The organism is Citrobacter sp. Marseille-Q6884, from assembly GCF_945906775.1.
Taxonomy (GTDB): Bacteria; Pseudomonadota; Gammaproteobacteria; order Enterobacterales; family Enterobacteriaceae; genus Citrobacter.
Genome location: NZ_CAMDRE010000002.1, coordinates 1,010,400 through 1,030,223, shown reverse-complemented (window position 1 = coordinate 1,030,223; position 19,824 = coordinate 1,010,400). Strand labels below are relative to the sequence as shown.

General features: G+C 49.5%; 18 protein-coding genes. 8 read left to right on the top strand and 10 right to left on the bottom strand.

Features of this window, described 5'->3' with window-relative positions; translation table 11 throughout:
- Positions 1-164 precede the first annotated feature (164 nt).
- The 3 genes from N7268_RS20145 (at position 165) to N7268_RS20135 (ending at position 5,313) form a co-directional block, all read left to right on the top strand.
- Positions 165-731 carry a Slp family lipoprotein gene (locus N7268_RS20145; protein ID WP_260864213.1) on the top strand — a complete coding sequence of 189 codons (567 nt, stop codon included), beginning with the start codon at positions 165-167 and terminating at the stop codon, positions 729-731.
- A gap of 276 nt (positions 732-1,007) precedes the next feature.
- Positions 1,008-2,165 carry an efflux RND transporter periplasmic adaptor subunit gene (locus N7268_RS20140; RefSeq protein ID WP_260864212.1) on the top strand — a complete coding sequence of 386 codons (1,158 nt, stop codon included), beginning with the start codon at positions 1,008-1,010 and terminating at the stop codon, positions 2,163-2,165.
- A 28-nt stretch (positions 2,166-2,193) separates the two neighbouring features.
- Positions 2,194-5,313, top strand: coding sequence for an efflux RND transporter permease subunit (locus N7268_RS20135; protein ID WP_260864211.1), 3,120 nt, complete (start codon positions 2,194-2,196; stop codon positions 5,311-5,313).
- 57 nt (positions 5,314-5,370) lie between these two features.
- Here the strand turns inward: N7268_RS20135 and N7268_RS20130 are convergent, their stop codons facing one another.
- From N7268_RS20130 to N7268_RS20105, 6 genes are all read right to left on the bottom strand, one after another.
- Entirely contained in the window at positions 5,371-5,994 is a 624-nt protein-coding gene (locus tag N7268_RS20130; RefSeq protein ID WP_260864210.1) for a serine acetyltransferase, read from the bottom strand.
- A gap of 166 nt (positions 5,995-6,160) precedes the next feature.
- A complete protein-coding gene (locus tag N7268_RS20125) occupies positions 6,161-6,283 on the bottom strand; it encodes a hypothetical protein (RefSeq protein WP_260864209.1) in 123 nt (40 codons plus the stop codon).
- Positions 6,284-6,359: 76 nt separating this feature from the next.
- Positions 6,360-6,743: a hypothetical protein gene (locus N7268_RS20120; RefSeq protein WP_260864208.1), complete on the bottom strand. Its 384-nt coding sequence runs from the start codon at positions 6,741-6,743 to the stop codon at positions 6,360-6,362.
- The gene (locus N7268_RS20115) at positions 6,743-7,126 is read right to left on the bottom strand and encodes a hypothetical protein (protein WP_260864207.1); all 384 of its coding nucleotides are present in this window, start codon (positions 7,124-7,126) and stop codon (positions 6,743-6,745) included. Before N7268_RS20115 ends, N7268_RS20120 begins: the two co-directional genes overlap by 1 nt.
- A gap of 110 nt (positions 7,127-7,236) precedes the next feature.
- Positions 7,237-8,055 carry a hypothetical protein gene (locus N7268_RS20110; RefSeq protein WP_260864206.1) on the bottom strand — a complete coding sequence of 273 codons (819 nt, stop codon included), beginning with the start codon at positions 8,053-8,055 and terminating at the stop codon, positions 7,237-7,239.
- A gap of 987 nt (positions 8,056-9,042) precedes the next feature.
- Entirely contained in the window at positions 9,043-9,951 is a 909-nt protein-coding gene (locus N7268_RS20105; RefSeq protein ID WP_260864205.1) for an SDR family oxidoreductase, read from the bottom strand.
- A 374-nt stretch (positions 9,952-10,325) separates the two neighbouring features.
- Here N7268_RS20105 and N7268_RS20100 point away from each other — a divergent pair, with 374 nt between their 5' ends.
- Together N7268_RS20100 and N7268_RS20095 are read left to right on the top strand one after the other, a co-directional pair.
- The gene (locus N7268_RS20100; RefSeq protein WP_006684659.1) at positions 10,326-10,511 is read left to right on the top strand and encodes a general stress protein; all 186 of its coding nucleotides are present in this window, start codon (positions 10,326-10,328) and stop codon (positions 10,509-10,511) included.
- A gap of 163 nt (positions 10,512-10,674) precedes the next feature.
- The gene (locus tag N7268_RS20095) at positions 10,675-11,070 is read left to right on the top strand and encodes a YdeI family stress tolerance OB fold protein (protein ID WP_260864204.1); all 396 of its coding nucleotides are present in this window, start codon (positions 10,675-10,677) and stop codon (positions 11,068-11,070) included.
- A gap of 80 nt (positions 11,071-11,150) precedes the next feature.
- Here the strand turns inward: N7268_RS20095 and N7268_RS20090 are convergent, their stop codons facing one another.
- From N7268_RS20090 to N7268_RS20080, 3 genes are read right to left on the bottom strand one after another with little or no spacing between them, the layout of a single operon-like run.
- Positions 11,151-12,461, bottom strand: coding sequence for an MFS transporter (locus N7268_RS20090; protein ID WP_260864203.1), 1,311 nt, complete (start codon positions 12,459-12,461; stop codon positions 11,151-11,153).
- 19 nt (positions 12,462-12,480) lie between these two features.
- On the bottom strand, positions 12,481-13,566 hold the full coding sequence (locus N7268_RS20085) for a M14 family metallopeptidase (protein WP_260864202.1): 1,086 nt from the start codon (positions 13,564-13,566) through the stop codon (positions 12,481-12,483).
- The gene (locus N7268_RS20080; RefSeq protein ID WP_260864201.1) at positions 13,538-14,368 is read right to left on the bottom strand and encodes a gamma-glutamyl-gamma-aminobutyrate hydrolase family protein; all 831 of its coding nucleotides are present in this window, start codon (positions 14,366-14,368) and stop codon (positions 13,538-13,540) included. Before N7268_RS20080 ends, N7268_RS20085 begins: the two co-directional genes overlap by 29 nt.
- 108 nt (positions 14,369-14,476) lie before the next feature.
- On the opposite strand from N7268_RS20080, the gene N7268_RS20075 reads away from it, so the two are divergent.
- The gene (locus tag N7268_RS20075) at positions 14,477-15,406 is read left to right on the top strand and encodes a LysR family transcriptional regulator (RefSeq protein ID WP_260864200.1); all 930 of its coding nucleotides are present in this window, start codon (positions 14,477-14,479) and stop codon (positions 15,404-15,406) included.
- 12 nt (positions 15,407-15,418) lie between these two features.
- Here the strand turns inward: N7268_RS20075 and N7268_RS20070 are convergent, their stop codons facing one another.
- Entirely contained in the window at positions 15,419-16,279 is an 861-nt protein-coding gene (locus N7268_RS20070) for a helix-turn-helix transcriptional regulator (RefSeq protein WP_260864199.1), read from the bottom strand.
- Positions 16,280-16,535: 256 nt separating this feature from the next.
- Here N7268_RS20070 and cfa point away from each other — a divergent pair, with 256 nt between their 5' ends.
- On the top strand, positions 16,536-17,684 hold the full coding sequence (cfa, locus tag N7268_RS20065; protein WP_260864198.1) for a cyclopropane fatty acyl phospholipid synthase: 1,149 nt from the start codon (positions 16,536-16,538) through the stop codon (positions 17,682-17,684).
- 674 nt (positions 17,685-18,358) lie between these two features.
- Positions 18,359-19,810: a sensor domain-containing diguanylate cyclase gene (locus N7268_RS20060; RefSeq protein WP_260864197.1), complete on the top strand. Its 1,452-nt coding sequence runs from the start codon at positions 18,359-18,361 to the stop codon at positions 19,808-19,810.
- The last annotated feature ends 14 nt before the right edge of the window (positions 19,811-19,824 follow it).

Below are 19,824 nucleotides of genomic sequence, written 5' to 3'. Positions count from 1 at the left end.
GTTATAAAAAGGCAATATTAATACACTCCCCTTCTTTTCCTGCCAGACAGATGACTATAACCATAAGCCACAATAATAATGCTTTTAGACATTCATCCAAACCCTGGATGACAACAAAAAGCAAAGGGTTATGATAGTTTTCTCTTTTTTAGCAGGACAATGAAATGAACAAAACAAAAGGTGTGATAGTTATTGCCATTACATTTTTTCTGGCATCGTGCGCTTCAATTCCTGAAAATATAAAAGGCAATAATCAACCAGATATACAAAAAAACTTTATCTCCGTACATAATCAACCGGGTTTATATACCGGTCAGCAAGCCCGTTTTGGTGGTAAAGTCATCAATGTGATCAACACCAAAAAGGATACCTTGCTGGAAATTGCCGTTCTACCACTGAACAGCTACGCCAAACCGCAAATAGAAGCGAGCTATCAAGGGCGTATTCTTGCCAGACAACAAGGGTTTCTGGACCCGGTGAACTACAGAAATCATTTCGTGACGATTTTAGGGACAATTCAAGGCGATGAACAAGGATTCATCAATAAAGTCCCGTACGACTTTGTGAAAGTCGATTTACAAGGCATTCAGGTGTGGCACTTAACAGAGTCCGTCAATACCACCTATAACCTGTGGGATTACGGCTATGGCGCGTTCTGGCCTGAACCGATGTGGGGCGCACCCTACTACACCAACGCCGTGACTCAAGTCACGCCGGAACTCGTAAAATAATCCCAGTGGTAAGATGACGCAACGCTATATCGGACCGGGATATCGGCAACACATCCTTATCATCGTCCGCATAGACCTTATTGCGTCATCCTGCTTCATGAGATCTTTCGGCTAACATGCATTATTCCTGTTATCTGTAATTTTATCCGCTAAACCTTAGCGACGAATAGGCATGACCCTTCTCATGTTTGAGCATCTTTTGTTATTCACCGATAACTCTCCCACCCTGCATGCAATAAAAGAACATTTGTGCTTACGAATTCTTCAGGGATTACTATGAACAGAAAATGCTTACTGTTGATACCATTATTTTTTAGTACTGCAATTATCACCGCCTGCGATAATAAACCGTCAGAAAAACCGACAACCATGACGCCAGAGGTAGGCGTTATTACCTTAGCGCCGTCTTCAGTGAATATTAAAAGCGAGCTTCCAGGCAGAGCCGTTGCGTTCGAAATAGCTGAAATAAGACCTCAGGTCGGCGGGATAATTATTAAACGTAACTTTGCAGAGGGGGATAAAGTCAGCAAAGGCGCGTCCCTCTACCAAATTGATCCCGCCCCACTTCAGGCAAAACTGGATTCAGCCAAAGGCGCGCTGGCAAAGGCAGTCTCAACGGCCAATAATGTGCGTTTAATGGCAAACCGTCAGTCAGCCTTATTAAAATCCAATTATGTCAGCCGCCAGGATTATGACACAACGCGTTCGCAGCTTAATGAAGCTGAAGCCAATGTCGCCGTTGCCAGAGCGGAGCTCGAGCAGGCCACCATCAACCTTCATTACGCCAATGTCACCTCGCCCATTGATGGCATTAGCGGCAAATCCTCAGTGACCGTTGGCGCTCTCGTCACCGCCAATCAGCAAAACGCCCTCGTCACCGTTCAGCGACTGGACCCCATATATATTGATTTGACGCAGTCAGTACAGGACTTTTTACGCCTGAAAGAAGAGAAATCCAGCGGCAAACTTGAACAGGGAACACGCAAAATTCCGGTTGAGTTGATGCTCGAAAACGGCAAACCCTACCGCTATACCGGTACGCTTGAGTTTTCCGATCCTGCCGTCGATGAAGCCACCGGCTCCGTGACCCTGCGCGCCGTGTTTCCCAATCCTGAAAGTGAAATTTTACCGGGGATGTATGTCACAGCATTACTGGATGAAGGTACCCAGCAGAACGTTTTGATGGTCCCCCAGGAGGGCGTGACACATAACGAACAGGGAAAAGCCACCGCGCTAATCCTTGATCAAAACAACGTGGTGCAACTGCGCGAAATAAACTCGGTGAAGGCTGTTGGCAATCAGTGGTTAGTGACTGCGGGATTACGTCCTGGCGATCGGGTCATTGTTTCCGGATTACAAAGAGTTCGTCCAGGCGTCAAAGCCCGGGTCCGCACTTCAGCGCTGAACAAACCCGACACGGTAACTGAACAGTAATATTTCAGGCATTAAGGACACCTTCTTCATGGCCAACTTTTTTATTGAGCGCCCGGTTTTCGCATGGGTACTCGCTATTATCATGATGCTAACGGGCGGTATCGCAATAATGAACCTGCCGATCGCCCAGTATCCACAAATTGCCCCGCCGACAATCACTATCAGCGCAGCCTACCCAGGTGCAGATGCCAAAACCGTTGAAGACTCCGTCACGCAGGTGATTGAACAGAATATGAATGGTCTTGATGGCCTGATGTATATGTCATCCACCAGCGATGCTGCAGGTAATGCGTCGATTATCCTGACCTTCAAGACGGGGACATCACCCGATATTGCGCAGGTTCAGGTACAGAACAAACTGCAGCTGGCGATGCCTTCGTTGCCACAGGAGGTACAGCAGCAAGGGATCAGCGTTGATAAATCCAGCAGCAATATCTTAATGGTCGCCGGCTTTATCTCTGATAATAACAGCCTGAGCCAATATGATATTGCGGACTATGTTGCGTCGAATATTAAAGATCCGCTGAGTCGTACTGCCGGGGTGGGGAGCGTGCAATTATTCGGCTCTCAGTACGCCATGCGTATCTGGCTGGACCCACAAAAACTCGACAAATATAACCTCACGCCACAAGACGTTATTAACCAGCTCAAGATACAGAACAATCAGATATCGGGCGGACAACTGGGAGGAATGCCTCAGTCGCCCGACCAGCAATTAAATGCGTCGATCATTGTCCAGACGCGCCTGCAAAGCACCGATGAATTTGGCAAAATTTTTCTCAAAGTCCAGCAGGATGGCTCCCAGGTTCTGTTGCGTGATGTGGCACGCATTGAGCTGGGCGCGGAAAATTATGCTACGGTCGCTCGCTATAACGGCAAACCTGCGGCCGGGATCGCCATTAAGCTTGCCGCCGGTGCAAATGCTCTGGAAACATCCCGGGCCGTCAAAAAAGAGCTGAACAGATTATCGGCCTGGTTTCCTGCCAGCATGAAAACCGTTTACCCGTATGACACAACCCCCTTCATCGAAATATCGATTCAGGGTGTGTTCCAGACATTGATCGAGGCAATCATCCTGGTATTCCTCGTCATGTATCTTTTTCTGCAAAGTTTCCGCGCGACGCTTATCCCCACGATCGCCGTACCCGTTGTTATCCTCGGTACATTTGCAATCCTGTCTGTCGCGGGTTTTTCAATTAATACGCTGACGATGTTTGGCATGGTGCTGGCGATAGGACTGCTGGTCGATGACGCCATCGTGGTGGTTGAAAATGTCGAACGCATCATTGCCGAAGAACACTTACCGCCTAAAGCGGCGACGCATAAAGCGATGGGTCAGCTCCAGAGAGCGCTGATCGGTATTGCCGTCGTGTTATCCGCCGTGTTTATGCCGATGGCCTTTATGAGCGGCGCGACGGGTGAGATCTTCCGTCAGTTCTCCATTACGTTGATCTCCTCCATGCTGCTGTCGGTATTTGTGGCGATGAGCCTGACGCCCGCACTGTGCGCAATGCTGTTGAAAGCAGTTCCCGAGGGCGAAAAGACAAAAACGCATTTTCTGTTTACCCGCTTCAATCACTTTATGGAGCGATGCACCCAGCATTACACGGACAGCACCCGTAAACTCTTGCGTTGTACGGGCCGTTATATGGTCGTTTATGTCGTAATTGGGTTGGGGATGATTGTGCTGTTTCTCCGTACCCCAACCTCTTTTTTGCCCGAAGAAGATCAGGGCGTCTTCATGACCACCGCGCAATTACCTTCGGGTTCAACGATGGTGAATACCAGCAAAGTCCTCGGCGAAATTACGGATTATTATCTGACGAAAGAACAGAAAAATGTCGCGTCTGTTTTTACCGTGGGTGGATTCGGTTTCAGCGGACAAGGGCAAAATAACGGTCTGGCCTTTATCAGCCTGAAACCGTGGTCAGAGCGTGTTGGGGAAGAAAACTCGGTTACCGCCATTATTCATCGGGCGATGAGAGCCCTGAGCGCCATCAATAATGCTGTCGTTTATCCATTCAACTTACCCGCAGTCGCCGAACTGGGAACCGCTTCTGGTTTTGATATGGAGTTACTGGATAACGGCAACCTTGGACATGAAAAGATGATGCAGGCCCGGAACGAACTTCTGGCGCTGGCCAGTCAGTCACCCGGAGAGGTTAACGGGGTTCGTCCGAATGGGTTGGACGATACGCCAATGTTCCGCATTCATGTCAACGCCACCAAGGCTGAAGCCATGGGGGTCGCATTATCGGACATCAATCAGACCATCTCCACAGCGTTTGGTAGTCGCTATGTCAATGATTTCCTTAATCAGGGACGCGTTAAAAAAGTGTATGTACAGGCCGATACGCCGTTTCGCATGTTGCCTGACAATATCAATCACTGGTACGTGCGTAACGCTTCCGGTTCCATGACACCGCTTTCCGCTTACTCATCAACCGAATGGACCTACGGCTCCCCTCGCCTGGAACGCTACAATGGTCAGCCTGCGATGGAGATTCTGGGACAACCGGTCGAAGGGAAAAGCAGCGGCGATGCGATGAAATTTATGGCCTCCCTAGTGAATAAACTCCCAGCGGGAGTGGGTTACGCCTGGACCGGTTTGTCTTACCAGGAAGCACTGTCTACAAACCAGGCTCCCATGCTGTACGCCATTTCGCTTATTGTCGTCTTTCTTGCCCTGGCGGCATTGTATGAAAGCTGGTCGATACCCTTTTCAGTAATGCTCGTGGTGCCCATCGGCGTTGTTGGCGCTTTGCTGGCCACCGATCTGCGCGGTTTGAGCAATGATGTTTATTTTCAGGTCGGCCTGCTCACCACGATGGGCCTCTCGGCTAAAAACGCCATTCTGATTGTTGAGTTTGCTGTCGAGATTATGCAAAAAGAAGGAAAAACACCGCTGGAAGCTGCAGTGGACGCGGCGCAAATGCGCTTGCGCCCTATCTTGATGACATCACTGGCATTCATATTAGGGGTTATTCCACTGGCGATAAGCGACGGTGCTGGTTCCGGCGCACAAAATGCGGTGGGTACGGGGGTTATCGGCGGGATGCTGGCAGCAACGGTGCTGGCCATTTATTTCGTTCCGGTCTTCTTTGTACTGGTTGAAAACCTGTTAGCGCGGTTTAAAACACAGCGCTGATTTCCCTTCCTGTAGGTTATAAACACCCTGGGATCGCGTGACATGATCCCGGGGATGTTAACGAATGTGAGAGACTTCAGACGGTTCGATTTCTGTTTTCTGCAAAAACGGCGCTTTATTCATCACGTCTGGAATGCAGCCGGTTTTAACAATAACGCCTGGATTACCCACGACAACGGAATAAGGAGGAATACTTGCGGTCACAAATGCCCCTGCCGCAATTTTACTTCCTTGACCGATAACCACCCCTCCGACAATGACAGCATTTGGACCAATCCATACCTCATCTTCAATAACGGGGTAATGAGCCCTGCGACTTCCACCGTCTGAAACCTCATCGCGTTGGCCGATGGTTACACCATGAAGCAGAGTCACATTTTGGCCAATTTTGGCACCCTGAGAAACCACTATTCCCCAACCGTGAGTGATAGCCAGCCCGGCACCAACCTGCGTACTCGATGGAAAGTCCATTGACCCCATGTGGGCAGCACAGCGGTGCAATATTTTAAACGGGTATTGCATAAAACGAAGTGGTGTTCGAGAAGCAGCACAATATTGCGATAAACGCATAAGTACAATGATGCGAAATGTTCTGCTGGTTAGTGCACCAGTAAATAGTTTACCCCATGAAAAAACGCCAAATTTACGATAAGTGTCGGCTTTAATTTTATCGAATGCCATTATTTTATCTCGTTACAGAGCTCAATGATTTTTACTGATACAAAACTGTTTTGGGGTCACTAAATCCTGGCCAGGACTATACAGTAACCCGCCTGGCAAAAAAGAGAAAACAAGCGAAACGCTAAACTTTGCATTGTGCCCACCTGCGGCGAACGTGTCCTGTCAATTATTCAAAGATCGCCAGGGGATCCGTAATGCCAAGCGCCTCGCGCAAGGCATTAGCGCGCAGGAATGCATCCACAACGTCACCATAATAGTCCTGAGCAATGTTATGCTCCAGACACCCCATACCTTAATTGCCAGGCTGCTGTGATTTTTTTTGCTCCCCTGAAAACAACCTGGCCACCCGCAGGTGGCCAGCCTTGTTACTTGTTGATAGTGATGGTGCTAATCACGCCATCACGGATTGTAGTTTTAATCACATCATTGGTTTTCGGGTTATACCAAATGCCAGGGTCTGTTTGCTGGAAACCGTGAGTTTTCATGACTGCGGCTGCATCACCGGCTTTGGTGCCTAACATATCCTCGCCCATTGCGCGTATCTGACCTGCATGTGCGTCATTAGTTTTAGGTTTGGCAGTTGCCGCATTCTGCGCCTTCGTTTTATGGATATCACATGTGCCATCAGCTTCCGTTATCTGTGTACAGCCAGAACGCTCCAACTGTGCGCGATATTTCGCGTTGATAGCATGTGCCGGTGCCGTTACCAGGATAGCCAGTGTCAGGGTGCTCAGAATCAGTTTTTTCATTAGCGTGCGGCCTCTTCGTCAATTTTATTGGCTTCTGCTTTCAGCTCAGCAGAACGTTGTTTATAGAATGCGTGGACTTCGGGTGACTGCTTCTCAAAAAGGGCTGTAGCCTTGCGTGTATGATTCACCTTACAGACTTCACGTTCTGCATCAGCCGCGGCTTCGACAGGTTTTCGTGCGTTGCCGTTTACTGCGTTAAGGCCATAAAGCTGGCTCCGATATTTCTCTGCCACTCGCTCATTACAGCGGATATAAGCACGGTCAATAAAATGACGCTCTGCCCGAAATGTTGCGACCTGATCATTCACACTGTCGGCCATAGCCTCATGTGCGCTAAGCGTCAGGGCGGCGAGTGCTACCGTGGAAAGGATAATTTTTTTCATTACTTGCTATCTCATAACGTTATTTTGTAGAGCCCTACAGATTTATCTTTTTTGTTCAGCAATGTACTGACACGGACTCTTAAGACGGTCAGCTCAGGCTCTGTTCTGACTTACCATTTTCCGACACTGCGTGAACCGCTTTGCGCGCTGCCACCACCAACGTGGTTTCCCCCAAAACCATGCGCTACTCCTGAGCGGGAATTAGCCGCATTTTGACTGCCATTCCCAGTCTCGCCGTGTGTATTCGAGCTGGAGCGTTGGTCTTGCCCCCCTTTTCGTGGTGTCGGGCTAAATACCGAAATCACCGGCATCGCTACCTGGGCCTGGGGGTCAATCTTCGCTAATACACCGGCAGTGGTCGTGATACTGTTTCCGTTGATTGTCACCGTAACGGGCGTATTGGTAGGAATACGGGAAACAGACATGTTGATAATGCTGTTCGCCGGTTTCTTCGCCGCTGCAGCGCTCTTCGCAAGCGTAATATTTTTCAGGCTAGTCCCCACCGGTACATTTACCTGAGATACCGCTTGCGGGTTAAACGCGTGAGGGTTTTGGTAGTCAGAGGGTTGAGCCGTCCCAGGTACAGGTGTCTGTCGTTTCGTTGTCCTCTGCGCGGCAAGTCTTGCCGCTTTATTTGCGTCAATCTGCTGCTGCGTACGGGTCAGGTTTGCCTTGATCAGCTGAGCGCCTATTTTGGCATTGTGGTCTGCGGTAATGGCTGCATTCCGAGCCTGAACTGCGGCAGATGCGCCTCCTGTACCAGAACTCTGTGCCGCTGCGGCGCGACTGGCTGTATTCTGAACCGAAACACTGGTATTGCGAGCCTTTGCTTTGTCCGTTTTGCTCATTCCATTAAAGCTTGTTGCACTCACGCTGGAAGCAAAAGAAGACACGATAATAATAGCCAGAGTTGATTGGATAAATCTCATAATAAAATATATTTCCTGTGCCCGAATCCGTCGGGTCGGGGCGCAACAAATCACGCCATTTGTTAATCAAAACACGATGCTTCGTTAATAATTAAATATCAGACACTTGTTTATTCGTTTGGCTCTCGCCATCAAATATTCAACATCACAACAAAATAATTAGAAGTGCAACTATTACCCGCGTGATAAACACTGGCAGTCGTCATCCCAAATCGAAGAGATGTATTGCGATATGACTGGCTGTATTTATTCGCGTTAAGCTAACAATTATTGGATGTGTATTCGCCCCTCCTCGGCATGATTGCAAGGATAGCATCTATATAAATTTTCATTTGAAACCCAGTTTAGTGGTATATGTTAATAAATAAATTCACTTGTAGAATAAAATTGTATTATGCGTTATTCAGCATATGTAAAAAAAATAGCATTTATCATTCACAATATTTTTACGTGCCGGTGCGCGAGGGGTATTCTGGTTACTTTAGTTTATCGCTCATCAAGAACACACAATTCAGTGCATGTGAGTAATTATCATTTAATACATTCACCGCACTTATTTATTTTCGGTAATTAACTTATATTTTGTTACTCACTTCAAGAGATAAACACACATAATTTGTGTTAGTTACAGATTATTTAACTGCCTTTTACGCTCAGAACCCACAGGCAGAGGGATAAAAACAGGCCTGTTTTTTTCGCACCGTAAATCATTTTTGCACATCGCTTTTGTACTCATTTTCCTCCTTCGCCAATGCTTTAACTATTCATTGTATGTATGAATACCGGTTCTGCATTCTATGCGGACCGGGTGCGTTGGAAACCAGGAAACTGACCCGTATGCTCAGGAACTGACGTTGCCGCGAAGAGCTTGTCACAGAGGAAATGACTGTTGAATCGCCTTAATCAATTTCCCGGGGTGAGCAATCCCTGCTCCATTCGGTTTTGCTCGTCAGACGAGGATGTCAACGATCTGCCTGTTCAGCGAGGTTATAAAGTCCCGGTTCCTCCGTCAGAACACCAGACCTGGCCGGAGGAATAGCTGTTCTCTGGCGCGGCCAGTGTGACGTACAACAGTGCGATCTCGACAGGCTGTCCCGGTCTTCCTAGCGGCGCATTAGCGCCAAACTGCTCAATTTTTTCCTGGGGTTGCCCGCCAGAGCACTGCAGTACTGTCCAGTAAGGACCCGGTGCAACGGCGTTCACTCGGATCCCTTTTGGCGCCAGTTGCTTCGCCAGCGATTTTGTAAAAACGACAATCGCCGCTTTGGTCTGGGCATAATCCAGCAGGATCTCGCTGGGTTCGTAAGCCTGCACCGAGGAGGTGTTAATGATCACACTGCCCTGCGGCAGGTGGGGGATAGCCGCTTTGGTGATCCAGAACATCGCGTAGACGTTGGTCTTGAAGGTAGCATCAAACGCTTCTGTCGTGAGCGCTTCAATAGACTCACAAAATTGCTGGCGTCCCGCATTGTTGACCAGAATATCAAGCCCGCCCAGGGCATCCACCGCCTGACTCACCAGTTGCTCGCAAAATGCTTCATCCCGTATATCTCCGGGAATCGCCGCGGCTTTTCTTCCCGCTTTTTTAATCAGCGCAATCACCTCACAGGCGTCATCTTCTTCCTCGGGAAGATAATTGATTGCCACATCAGCGCCTTCGCGTGCATAGGCAATTGCCACCGCACGGCCAATACCAGAATCGCCGCCGGTAATTAATACTTTTCGACCATTAAGCTTGCCGCTTCCCTTATAGCTTTCTTCACCGTGATCGGGTCGGGGTTGCATTTTTCCGGCAAGCCCCGGAAATGGTTGTTTTTGGTGCGCAAAAGGCGGAGCCGGAAATTGCGTTGCATGGGTATTATTGCCAGACTTTTTTTCACTTTTCAGGTCAGCCATTTAATCACCTCACATTATGTTTCACACGAATGAGTAAGCGTAGAACAAAATAAACGATACCGTACCGAATAATCCCCCTTACCGCTTCCCGGAGCACTTTCAAAAATAAATAACAAGATTAATCCTGGTTCAGGCCGTCTATTTTTAATTCTCCCATAGCTCAGTATGTTAGCGCCCCTTTGAGCACAACAAATACATCTAACAAACGAAGCGGATTAATATTTAAGGTACTGAAAATAAACACAACGAATCAATTCCATATAACCGAGTTAAATTTGACTTAACACAAATAGCCGCTAACGTTAAGCCCTGAGCAACGACAGATACAAAACGCATTTTGTATCTGACTGACATAACCGATATAGAGGTGATATATGGCAGAGCATCGTGGTGGTTCCGGTAATTTCGCTGAAGACCGGGAAAAAGCATCTGAAGCAGGCCGTAAAGGTGGTCAGCACAGCGGTGGGAATTTTAAAAACGATCCGCAACGCGCATCTGAAGCGGGTAAAAAAGGCGGGCAAAGCAGCCACGGCGGTGGCCGTAAGTCCGATAATTCCTGACTGTTAACGATGAACTCATCTTTTAATTAATAGAGTGTCCTGCGGGTCTGTTAAAGACTCGCAGTTATTTTCCTGACGAAATGGGGTTTATATGTATTGTTTGCCAGATTAAGAAATAGCAACCAGGCTTAATAAGTCAAGCTGACCACCCAATGGGGGCAAAATGAAATTATCCGTGGCACCATTCTTATGGTGTTTTTTAATCCCGGCCGCTTTTGCTGAAGAGAGTGGCGGCGGACTAAAAAAAGATACCGCACCACCACCACCTCACGCTCTGGATGATGGGTATCGTGGCACCGAAAATGCGCGAATAATGACGGCTCAACAAGCTAAAGCGATGCATGACGGTGCGACCATCTCTCTACGGGGTAATCTCATTGATGATCGGGGGGACGATAAATATGTGTTCCGCGATAAAACCGGCAGTATTGATACCGTGATCCCGCGTTCCGTCTTTGATGGCAGAACCGTTAAACCCGATAATATGATCAGTATAAACGGCCGTCTGGATACCAAAACACAACCCCCTCTTGTGCGGGTTAACTGGCTGCAGAAATAGCGTTATGACCACCTGTTGAGTCTCAGGCACCGGTTGAAATACGCATAACCGGCATCTGCGCGGTTATGCGATTCAAGACATCAATCAACGACGGGGCGGGCACGGGATTTGGCCGCTTCACCGCGAGTTTCAGGTAACACCGACATCGCGCACAAACTCACTGCCGCCGCAAACAGCACATAGTATGCCGGCGCCACCGGATGATTCGTCCAGGCCAACAACGCCGTTAAAATGAAATGGGTACTGCCGCCAAACATTGCTGAGCCAATCGCATAAATCAGCGACGTGCCCGTACTGCGATAGTGGGCGGGAAGCATCTCCGGCACGATGACCAGCACCGCCGTCGTTGGGAACGTAATCAACGTTGAGATAAAAAAGGTCACCGTCAGTAACCGCATGGCATCCGGAGCGTCATGTAACCATGAAAACAGAGGAATAATCGCCACACTCAATGCCAGAACCGGCAATATCAGGACTTTTTTACGGCCATATTTGTCGCATAACCGTCCGGCGAACAGCGCACCGAAAAAAGTGATCAGCCCGGCCATCAGAATGCTGGTCTGCGCAATACCTGGCGACAGATGTAAGGTCTTGATGGCATAGGAGGTCATGTAGTTAATCAGTTGCGAGGCGATACTCGCGACCATCATGATCCCCAGCCCAATAATGAGTATGCTGCGATGCTCACGCCACATGCCCTTCACGTGATGCCGCGTATTTTTCTCCTGTTTCACCGTTTCCTGCAGCGTTTCCGGCAGATGACGCCGAATATAGATCGTCAGCGGCACCATCAGCAGGCTGACAATAAAGGGCAAACGCCATCCCCAGCTTTGCACATCTTCAGCGGATAAAGACGATGTGATGATCACCCCGAACAGACCGCCGAAGAAAACCGCAATCCCCTGACTGGCAATTTGCCAGCAGGCATAACGACCACGCTTGTTTGCCGGTGCAGACTCAATCAGCAGCGATGCCGCAGGCCCAACCTCTCCGCCTAAAGCTACGCCCTGGATCAAACGGCACAACACAATAATCACCGGCGCGGCCATACCAATGGTGGCGTAGGTGGGGGTAAGCGCAATCCCGAGCGTTCCCAGGGTAATGAGCGTCACCGTCAGGATCATCGCAGGCTTGCGCCCTACCCGGTCGGCATAGCTGCCGATAAACAGCGCCCCCAGCGGTCGGGTAAAAAATCCCACCCCAAAGGTGGCTGTCGCCACCAACAGGCTGCCGTAATCGCCGCTGACCGGGAAAAATGCCTGACCGATATACACGGCAAAATAGGCATATATGACAAAGTCATAAACCTCAAAGACGTTGCCGGCAACAGCGGCAGCAATCACCCGCCAGTGAACAGGCTGCGTAACATGATGTTCAGTAATGTGGCTCATGCAACTCTCCAGCAATGGTTTATGAGGAATGACGATTAATGCCCGCAACGGCCTGCAGGAACAGCGCTCTCCCCTGCGTCCATATCTCGTTCTGCCACCATGGGTCCTGAGGATTGAACGCATCCTTCAGGCTTTGACGAATAGCCGCGCATTGCCGCGGGTCATCGCTGCCATATCGGGTAAGCCAGTGGGCGCCGCGCATTGCCAGTACGGTCTGTAACTGCGGATAAGTGCCATATTCAAGGCAGATATTGGTTTGTTCAGCCTGCTCGCATTCGCGAAACAGCGCCGCCTGAATCGGTCCGGTCAGCGGCACACTGGTAGAGCTGCCTGTATTAACAGAGGTAATGGTATCTCCCCACCAGTCGCGAGCCCGTTGCAGGGAAGCACTTTCATCTTCACACCCCAAAATGCGTTCACCATAACCATAGGGACCCAGCCCGGTGTGAATATCCAGTGAACCGATACGCTGACAGCGCGTCGCATAACGACGCAGAATGGTACGAAAGGTGTCATTGCTCCATGTCGGTTTTTCACCGCCGTAGTGCAATCCATCCGGGAAGCGGTATTGCCCCAGACTCACCGCGCACTGATAGCCTTTATCACCCCATGCTTTCGCCAGTGCCCGCAGTTTATCTTCACTCTCCATCGAGGGCGGCCAGTCGGCGGGTAGCAACAAATTGTGAATATCACTGTAGCGGTCGTTAACCGGCAACGGTGCTGAAAAATCGACAAAATTTCGGTTAAGATCCACATTTTCCTGGGTTGTACGATGGGACCAGGAAAACCCCCATGGGTTAATCGCATGGACATGAAGCACAGCCGTGTCGGCTTCTACCAGTGGCCCCATCTCAAGCAATCCACGCTGTATGGCCGAACCGGGATACCCTTCGACGCCATGCACTCCGCTGATCGTAATGATCAGGTTAGCCGCATCTTTCAGGCCATCCAGCACCACATCCGTGGCCAGGGTTTCGCCCTCACTTCCGGGCAGATCAAGAATATAGCTATCAATGGGTAAGCCACGAGCCTCTGCGGCCGCCAGAAAAGCCTGTCGGGCTTCAGCATAATTACGACTAAACAGCGATGGCGCGGATCGACGCATTGTCATTTTCTCCGGAAAGATTCAGTGAAGTGCGGGATTGCTGATGTTGCCGACAGGCATCACCAAAGTGGGAAAAGATCTGCTGTGCCAGCGGGCTATGACCCAGTGACATTTCGGGATGCCACTGCAGCCCCAACACCAGCCCGGATGACGCCGGGGCGGTAAAGGCCTCAACCAGGCCATCAGGCGCGAGCGCTTCAATTCTGAGTCCCGCCCCTAATCGGTCCACGCCCTGGTGATGTAACGAATTCACCGATACCTGTTGCTCGCCAACCAGCGAGGCCAGCAATCCGTCTGTTGACAACGCAACGCGATGGCGATCCTCGTACCAACATGTCAGTGGACGATCGTGGTCCCCTTCCCGATGATCCAGCGCGTCGGGGCGTTCATGGACCGCGCGGTGCAAGGTGCCACCAAAAAAGACATTCAGTTCCTGAAATCCCCGACAGATCGCTAACAGCGGGATCCCGCGGGCAATCACCTGCGGCAGCAATGAAAAGACCGTTTCATCCCGATACTCATCCGTAAGCGTGTGTGCAGGCAGCGGTTCAGCACAGTAACGCTCCGCCGCCACATTTGAGGGACTGCCCGGCAGCAGCACGCCATCAACCGTCGAAAGCAGCGTGGGCAGATCCAGCATCTCAGGGCTGACAGGCAGCAGTAACGGCATCACCCCTGCGGCCTCATGCAGTGCACGAAGATAGGTCTCCGGTGCCGCATGCACCGGATGTTCGAAATAGCGGATCCGGTCGCATATCACGGCCACCACAGGCCGGGGTAAAACGGAATTTACGTTTCGCATCATCATTTCCCGTTGAACAACAATTCGCTAAATGTTAATTGTTTGTTTATTTTTCGTGAAATGCAGATTAATGCCGATTTTCATGCAAAGTGTGCAAGTGAGGCCAAAATGAACACGCGTCAGTTACAGCACTTTATTGCCCTGCTGGAGAACACATCGCTCAGTGCCGCGGCAGAAGCGGTCCATCTCAGCCAGCCGGCCCTGTCACGCAGTATTCGCGCGCTGGAAGAGCAGTTGAATGTGCCGTTGTTTACCCGCACCGATCGCCGCCTGCGCCCGACCCCCTATGCGCTGGCCTGGGAGGCGACCGCCCGACGGATGTTGATGAATGAGAATGAAGGGAAACGTCTTTTACAGATGATGCAATCCGGTGAGTCGGGGCGCGTTGCGTTGGGGATGGGCTCCTCGCTGATGGATGAGATCCTCTGCCCGTTGCTGGATACTCTGCTGCATGACCTGCCGGAAGTGCGGGTTAAAGTCAGCGTGGATACCTCCGCTCCGCTGCTGAATTTGCTACGCAATCGACAAATTGACTTCTTCGTCGGCGATGCAAGTATTGCGCGCTATCAACAGGATCTGGTTGTCGAAAGTCTTTTTACCTGCGGTTTCGGGTGGTATGTCAGTCACCAGCATCCGCTGGCGCAAACCCGCGATATTGATTTTGTCACGATGAAAACATGGCCGATGGTGATTGCAGCCGGCTATTTTGATCCTGCGGCGGTCGAGCATATGGAAACGCTCTATGGGCTGAACGCGGGTCTCTATGACCATTTTGCAGTCCTGAGCAACGATTTTCGCGTAGTGCGTCATCTGATGGATTCCAGCAACGCCATTCTTGCCGCCACTGACATCGCCATGCTGAACACCGCAAAAGTGGTGAAACTGCATACCAACCCGGCTCTGGCGCTCACCCTGACGCTGGGCATTCTACGCCTGGCGGAGCGCGAATTACCGCCCGTTTGCGAACGCGTCATGGCATTAATCCGTGAACGCATCCGGCAGACGGAATCTCGCCGAAGCCTGGGCGTGAAAGCCTGAGTGTATCGTCTCTTACGCTTCCGAGGCTGCAGAAGGGAAATCATCTAACGCCACTTCAGGGGGCAACAGCGCCGCTTCATACCGGGAGGGAGAAACGCCAAACAGCTGGCGAAATGCATAGGAATAGGCGGAGGTACTGCTGTAACCAAGCATCAGGGCAATTTCCGTCACGCTTCGGGATTCACGCAATAACTGGATGGAATGCAACAGACGCTGCTGCTGTTTCCAGTTGGCGAACGTAACGCCGGTTTCCTTGAGAAAATGCCGGGAAAACGTGCGTGGCGACATACCGACCTGTTTTGCCCACTCTTCCAGTAAATGCGGTTGGTCAAGCGTGGTGGTAATTTGCTTACACATCGCCAGTAGCGCAGGTGATGTCGGCCACGTTGTTGAAATACCGGAAACCGGCAGCGCGTTCAATACATCCAGCAATGTGGTAATCATACGGCCGTCACTGCCGCTGACATCGTACAGTTCAGGTATGTTCTGGCTGGCGTGATGGATAAAACTGCGCGCGAAATCCGAAACTGTGACCAGCTTCAGTTCCGCTTTCCCGCCAATCGATGCGAAATAATCGGGGTCAATATCCAGGTTCTCCAGCAGTACATCACTGGTGGTTTGAATCTGATGTGGGGTATAAGCCGGGACCCAAAGCCCATAACAAGCCGGAATAATGTAGGAATGGTCCTCGACGGAAACATACAACCACCCTTCCCGGGCATAGTGAAACTGGATAAACGGGTGGTAGTGATAACCTGACAACGCGTATTCAGCCAACATATAGGTGCGAAAGTAGACAGGTCGCGCCATCTTTCCGCCTTTGGCAAGGCTTTCTGGGTTAAAACTGCGCAGAATTTTTTTGGTTTTGGGCATGATGCCCCCCACTAAATTGACGCCTGTTCGACACAACATGGCACGTGTTCATGATACACCGTCCTGGTATGGTGCGATACTTCACACATAACTTCAGTAAATGATTTTACTCCGCAATATTGATGAATAAACAGAAAATCACCTGTTGATATTCTGAATATAACGTTGCGCCTAAGTAACTACTATTAACATCACCCGTTCAGCCATCGTGTTTAATATGAAATGGCTTATTACGTTATTTTTTTGAGGATTGGGTATGAGTATTGAAGTTGAACGTTTGCCAGCGATCAAAAAAGATAACTGGTTTCGGATCGTGGAGGATCTTGTCAGCCAGGCAGATATTCGGATTAATGGATCGCGCCCGTGGGATATCAAGGTACGAAATACCGATTTTTATAAGCGTATTCTCCAGGAAGGTTCCATCGGTTTAGGTGAATCTTATATGGAAGGCTGGTGGGAATGCGACGCTCTGGACGTTTTATTTGAAAAAATCCTGCTCGCCAAACTGGATGAAAAAGCCCCTAAAAACCTGCACGACTTAGCACGTATCGCCGGTGCGCGACTTTTTAATCTGCAATCACGTAAGCGTGCGTGGATTGTCGGTAAAGAGCATTACGATATTGGCAACGATCTCTTTTTCAGAATGTTAGACCCCTATATGCAATATTCCTGTGGCTACTGGAAAAATGCCACTGACTTATATTCAGCACAACAAGAAAAATTACGCATGCTGTGTGAGAAGTTACAACTTCAGCCAGGCATGACATTACTGGATATCGGTTGTGGTTGGGGTGGATTAGCCGAATTTGCAGCAAAAAATTACAATGTCCAGGTGACCGGCGTTACCATTTCAGCGGAACAACAGAAAATGGCCAGCACACGTTGTCGCGGGCTTGATGTCTCCATCGAGTTGATGGACTACCGTGATCTGGACACGCAGTTTGATCGCATTGTTTCCGTGGGAATGTTTGAGCACGTCGGGCCGAAAAATTATGCGACCTATTTTAATGTCGTTGACCGCTGCCTCAAACCCGGAGGCATGTTCCTGCTCCATACAATAGGGGCAAACAAAAGCGACAATAATGTTGACCCGTGGATCAACAAATACATCTTCCCCAATGGTTGTCTGCCTTCAGTCAGGCAAATTGCTACCGCCTCTGAGCCTCATTTTGTCATCGAAGACTGGCATAACTTTGGCGCAGATTACGACCTGACATTAATGGCCTGGCATACGCGTTTTAATCGCAGCTGGCCACAGATCAGTGATCATTACACTGTATCGTTTAAACGTATGTTTAATTACTACCTGACCTCATGCGCCGGTGCCTTTCGTGCACGGGATATTCAACTCTGGCAAGTGTTGTTCAGCCGGGGAGTTTCTGGTGGGTTGTATGTGTATCGCTAAAAACACGAAGTGTCATAGAGATATGCCCAACGAGACCTGACCGTCACCCTGTCATGAGGTATCCCGTATCGCACGGGCATCCTTTCGGCTGGTTGAAAAAGGTGATGAGATAAACATCGCCGCTGAAAACGCACATGACTTATTGATCACACGCCGCATCAGGGCCTTACGGTAATCCCCCCGTGATGGCCCTTCTTTGTCAACAATGCCCAACTAAAGCCCCATTGTCCTCTGCCAGCATTTGCCACATTTTCGCTCATTGCCATGCAGATTATTCCAGAAACTGATAACCAGGACATTTTGTACTGTTGATGCGTCTTTTGGCGGCTTTAAGTACATTATTTTTAGCCAATTACAAACAAAATGAAATAGGGTTTTGATAAAAAGTCAAATACTATAACTTCAGCACGGGAATAAAAAGCACAGATAAAAAGACTTACCACACAATACAAAGCGTGCCGTTGCTGTTATGATGAGAAACTAATAATCGCCTACCAAGTTAATTAATTTCGCACTAGCGAGATTCTGGGGTAATTTCATTAACAATGTGGAAAACAATTAAGAATAATTCCATAAAGTCAGCATTAACTATTAAATTGCAGACTGTAATTGTTTTGCTGGTTATTGTCAGCGTGGCAATAACTTTCCTTAATAACTTAGCTTCAGTCTATTTTGTGCAAAAAAGGCTATTAACCGAGTTCGCAGAAAAAGATGATCTGGCGTATTCATCGAAACTGGCCTCTACGCTGGATGGTTTTTTCAATTCAGCGAAAAGAGAGCTTGAACACACCGCACTGGCAGCCAGCGCTGGCATGGATAAGCCACAACAACTGGAACGCTTGACACAACTGGTATTTGAGCAAAATAACTTTTTTAATTCGGTTGGTATCGTTAACCGACAGAATATCGTGATCGCCGTGGCACCAACGCGACTCAATGCAATAGGTAAAAATACTCAAATCAATGTTAAAAATTATCAGCTGGATAAAACCAATATCAGTCAGCCCCTCTATTCTGTAATGGGCAATCTTATCGTCATGGTCACTGCGCCACTGAAAAATGCGACGGGCGAATACCAGGGCTATGTTGCGGGAACTGTCTATCTTAAAAGCAGGAATATGCTCTCCGATATGATGCGCAACCATTTTCACCGTATCAATACCAACACCGTAGTGGTCAGCAACGACGGCACCATCCTCTATCATGAAGAAGAGGATAAAATTGGCAGTAAGCTTGCCGGGACGATTCTTTCGGCCATCGGCAATCATTCAGAAGGTGTCAGCGAGGTCAATCAGACCGATGGTAAGAGAGTGATTGTCGGTTTTGCCAAAATGTCGGCGGTAGACTGGACCGTCATTACCCTGACGACAGGACAGACGATCACCCAGGCCATTCGGCAGGTTATGCTGGAAGTCCTGAAGACCACCATTCCGGTACTGCTCATTACGCTGGTGTTCATTGCCATTGCGGCGCGCAAAATCTCTCGCCCGTTAAATAAACTGGCGGAATGTGCGGACCGTATGGGCGCACCGACCATTACCCAACAGATCGATAGCATTCGCGCCTTCTATTTTGAAGCGCAGCGCCTGCGTAAAATGATGAAAACCGGTATTGGCAGTATGCATGACAGAATCGGCGAACTGCATGCGGAAACGCTGACCGATCCGTTAACGGGGCTGTATAACCGGCGCGCGCTCAAACCCTATCATGAGAATCTGGCGGGCTCGGCAAAAATCGTTTCACTCATTCTGATCGATATCGACCGCTTTAAGTTTATCAATGACACGAAAGGCCATGATTTTGGTGATGTCGTATTAAAACGGATGGCCGGGCATTTACGAAAATGCACCCGCAGCAGCGATGTTATTTTTCGTATCGGGGGCGATGAGTTCCTCATTCTGCTGCCGGACTCGACCTTACAGGAAGCGGTACAGCGCGGTCGTTGCCTGTTGAATACGTGCGATTTATTCACTGATGACTATGCCGCGAATATCACGCTGTCGCTTGGGGTCTCCTGTTTTATGAGCGAACGGACAACCCTCGAATACGCGATAAAAATGACCGACATCGCCCTGTACCAGTCGAAACAGAGTGGTCGTAACCGACTCTCGGAAATCGCACTCTAATCCCCTGCACGGAG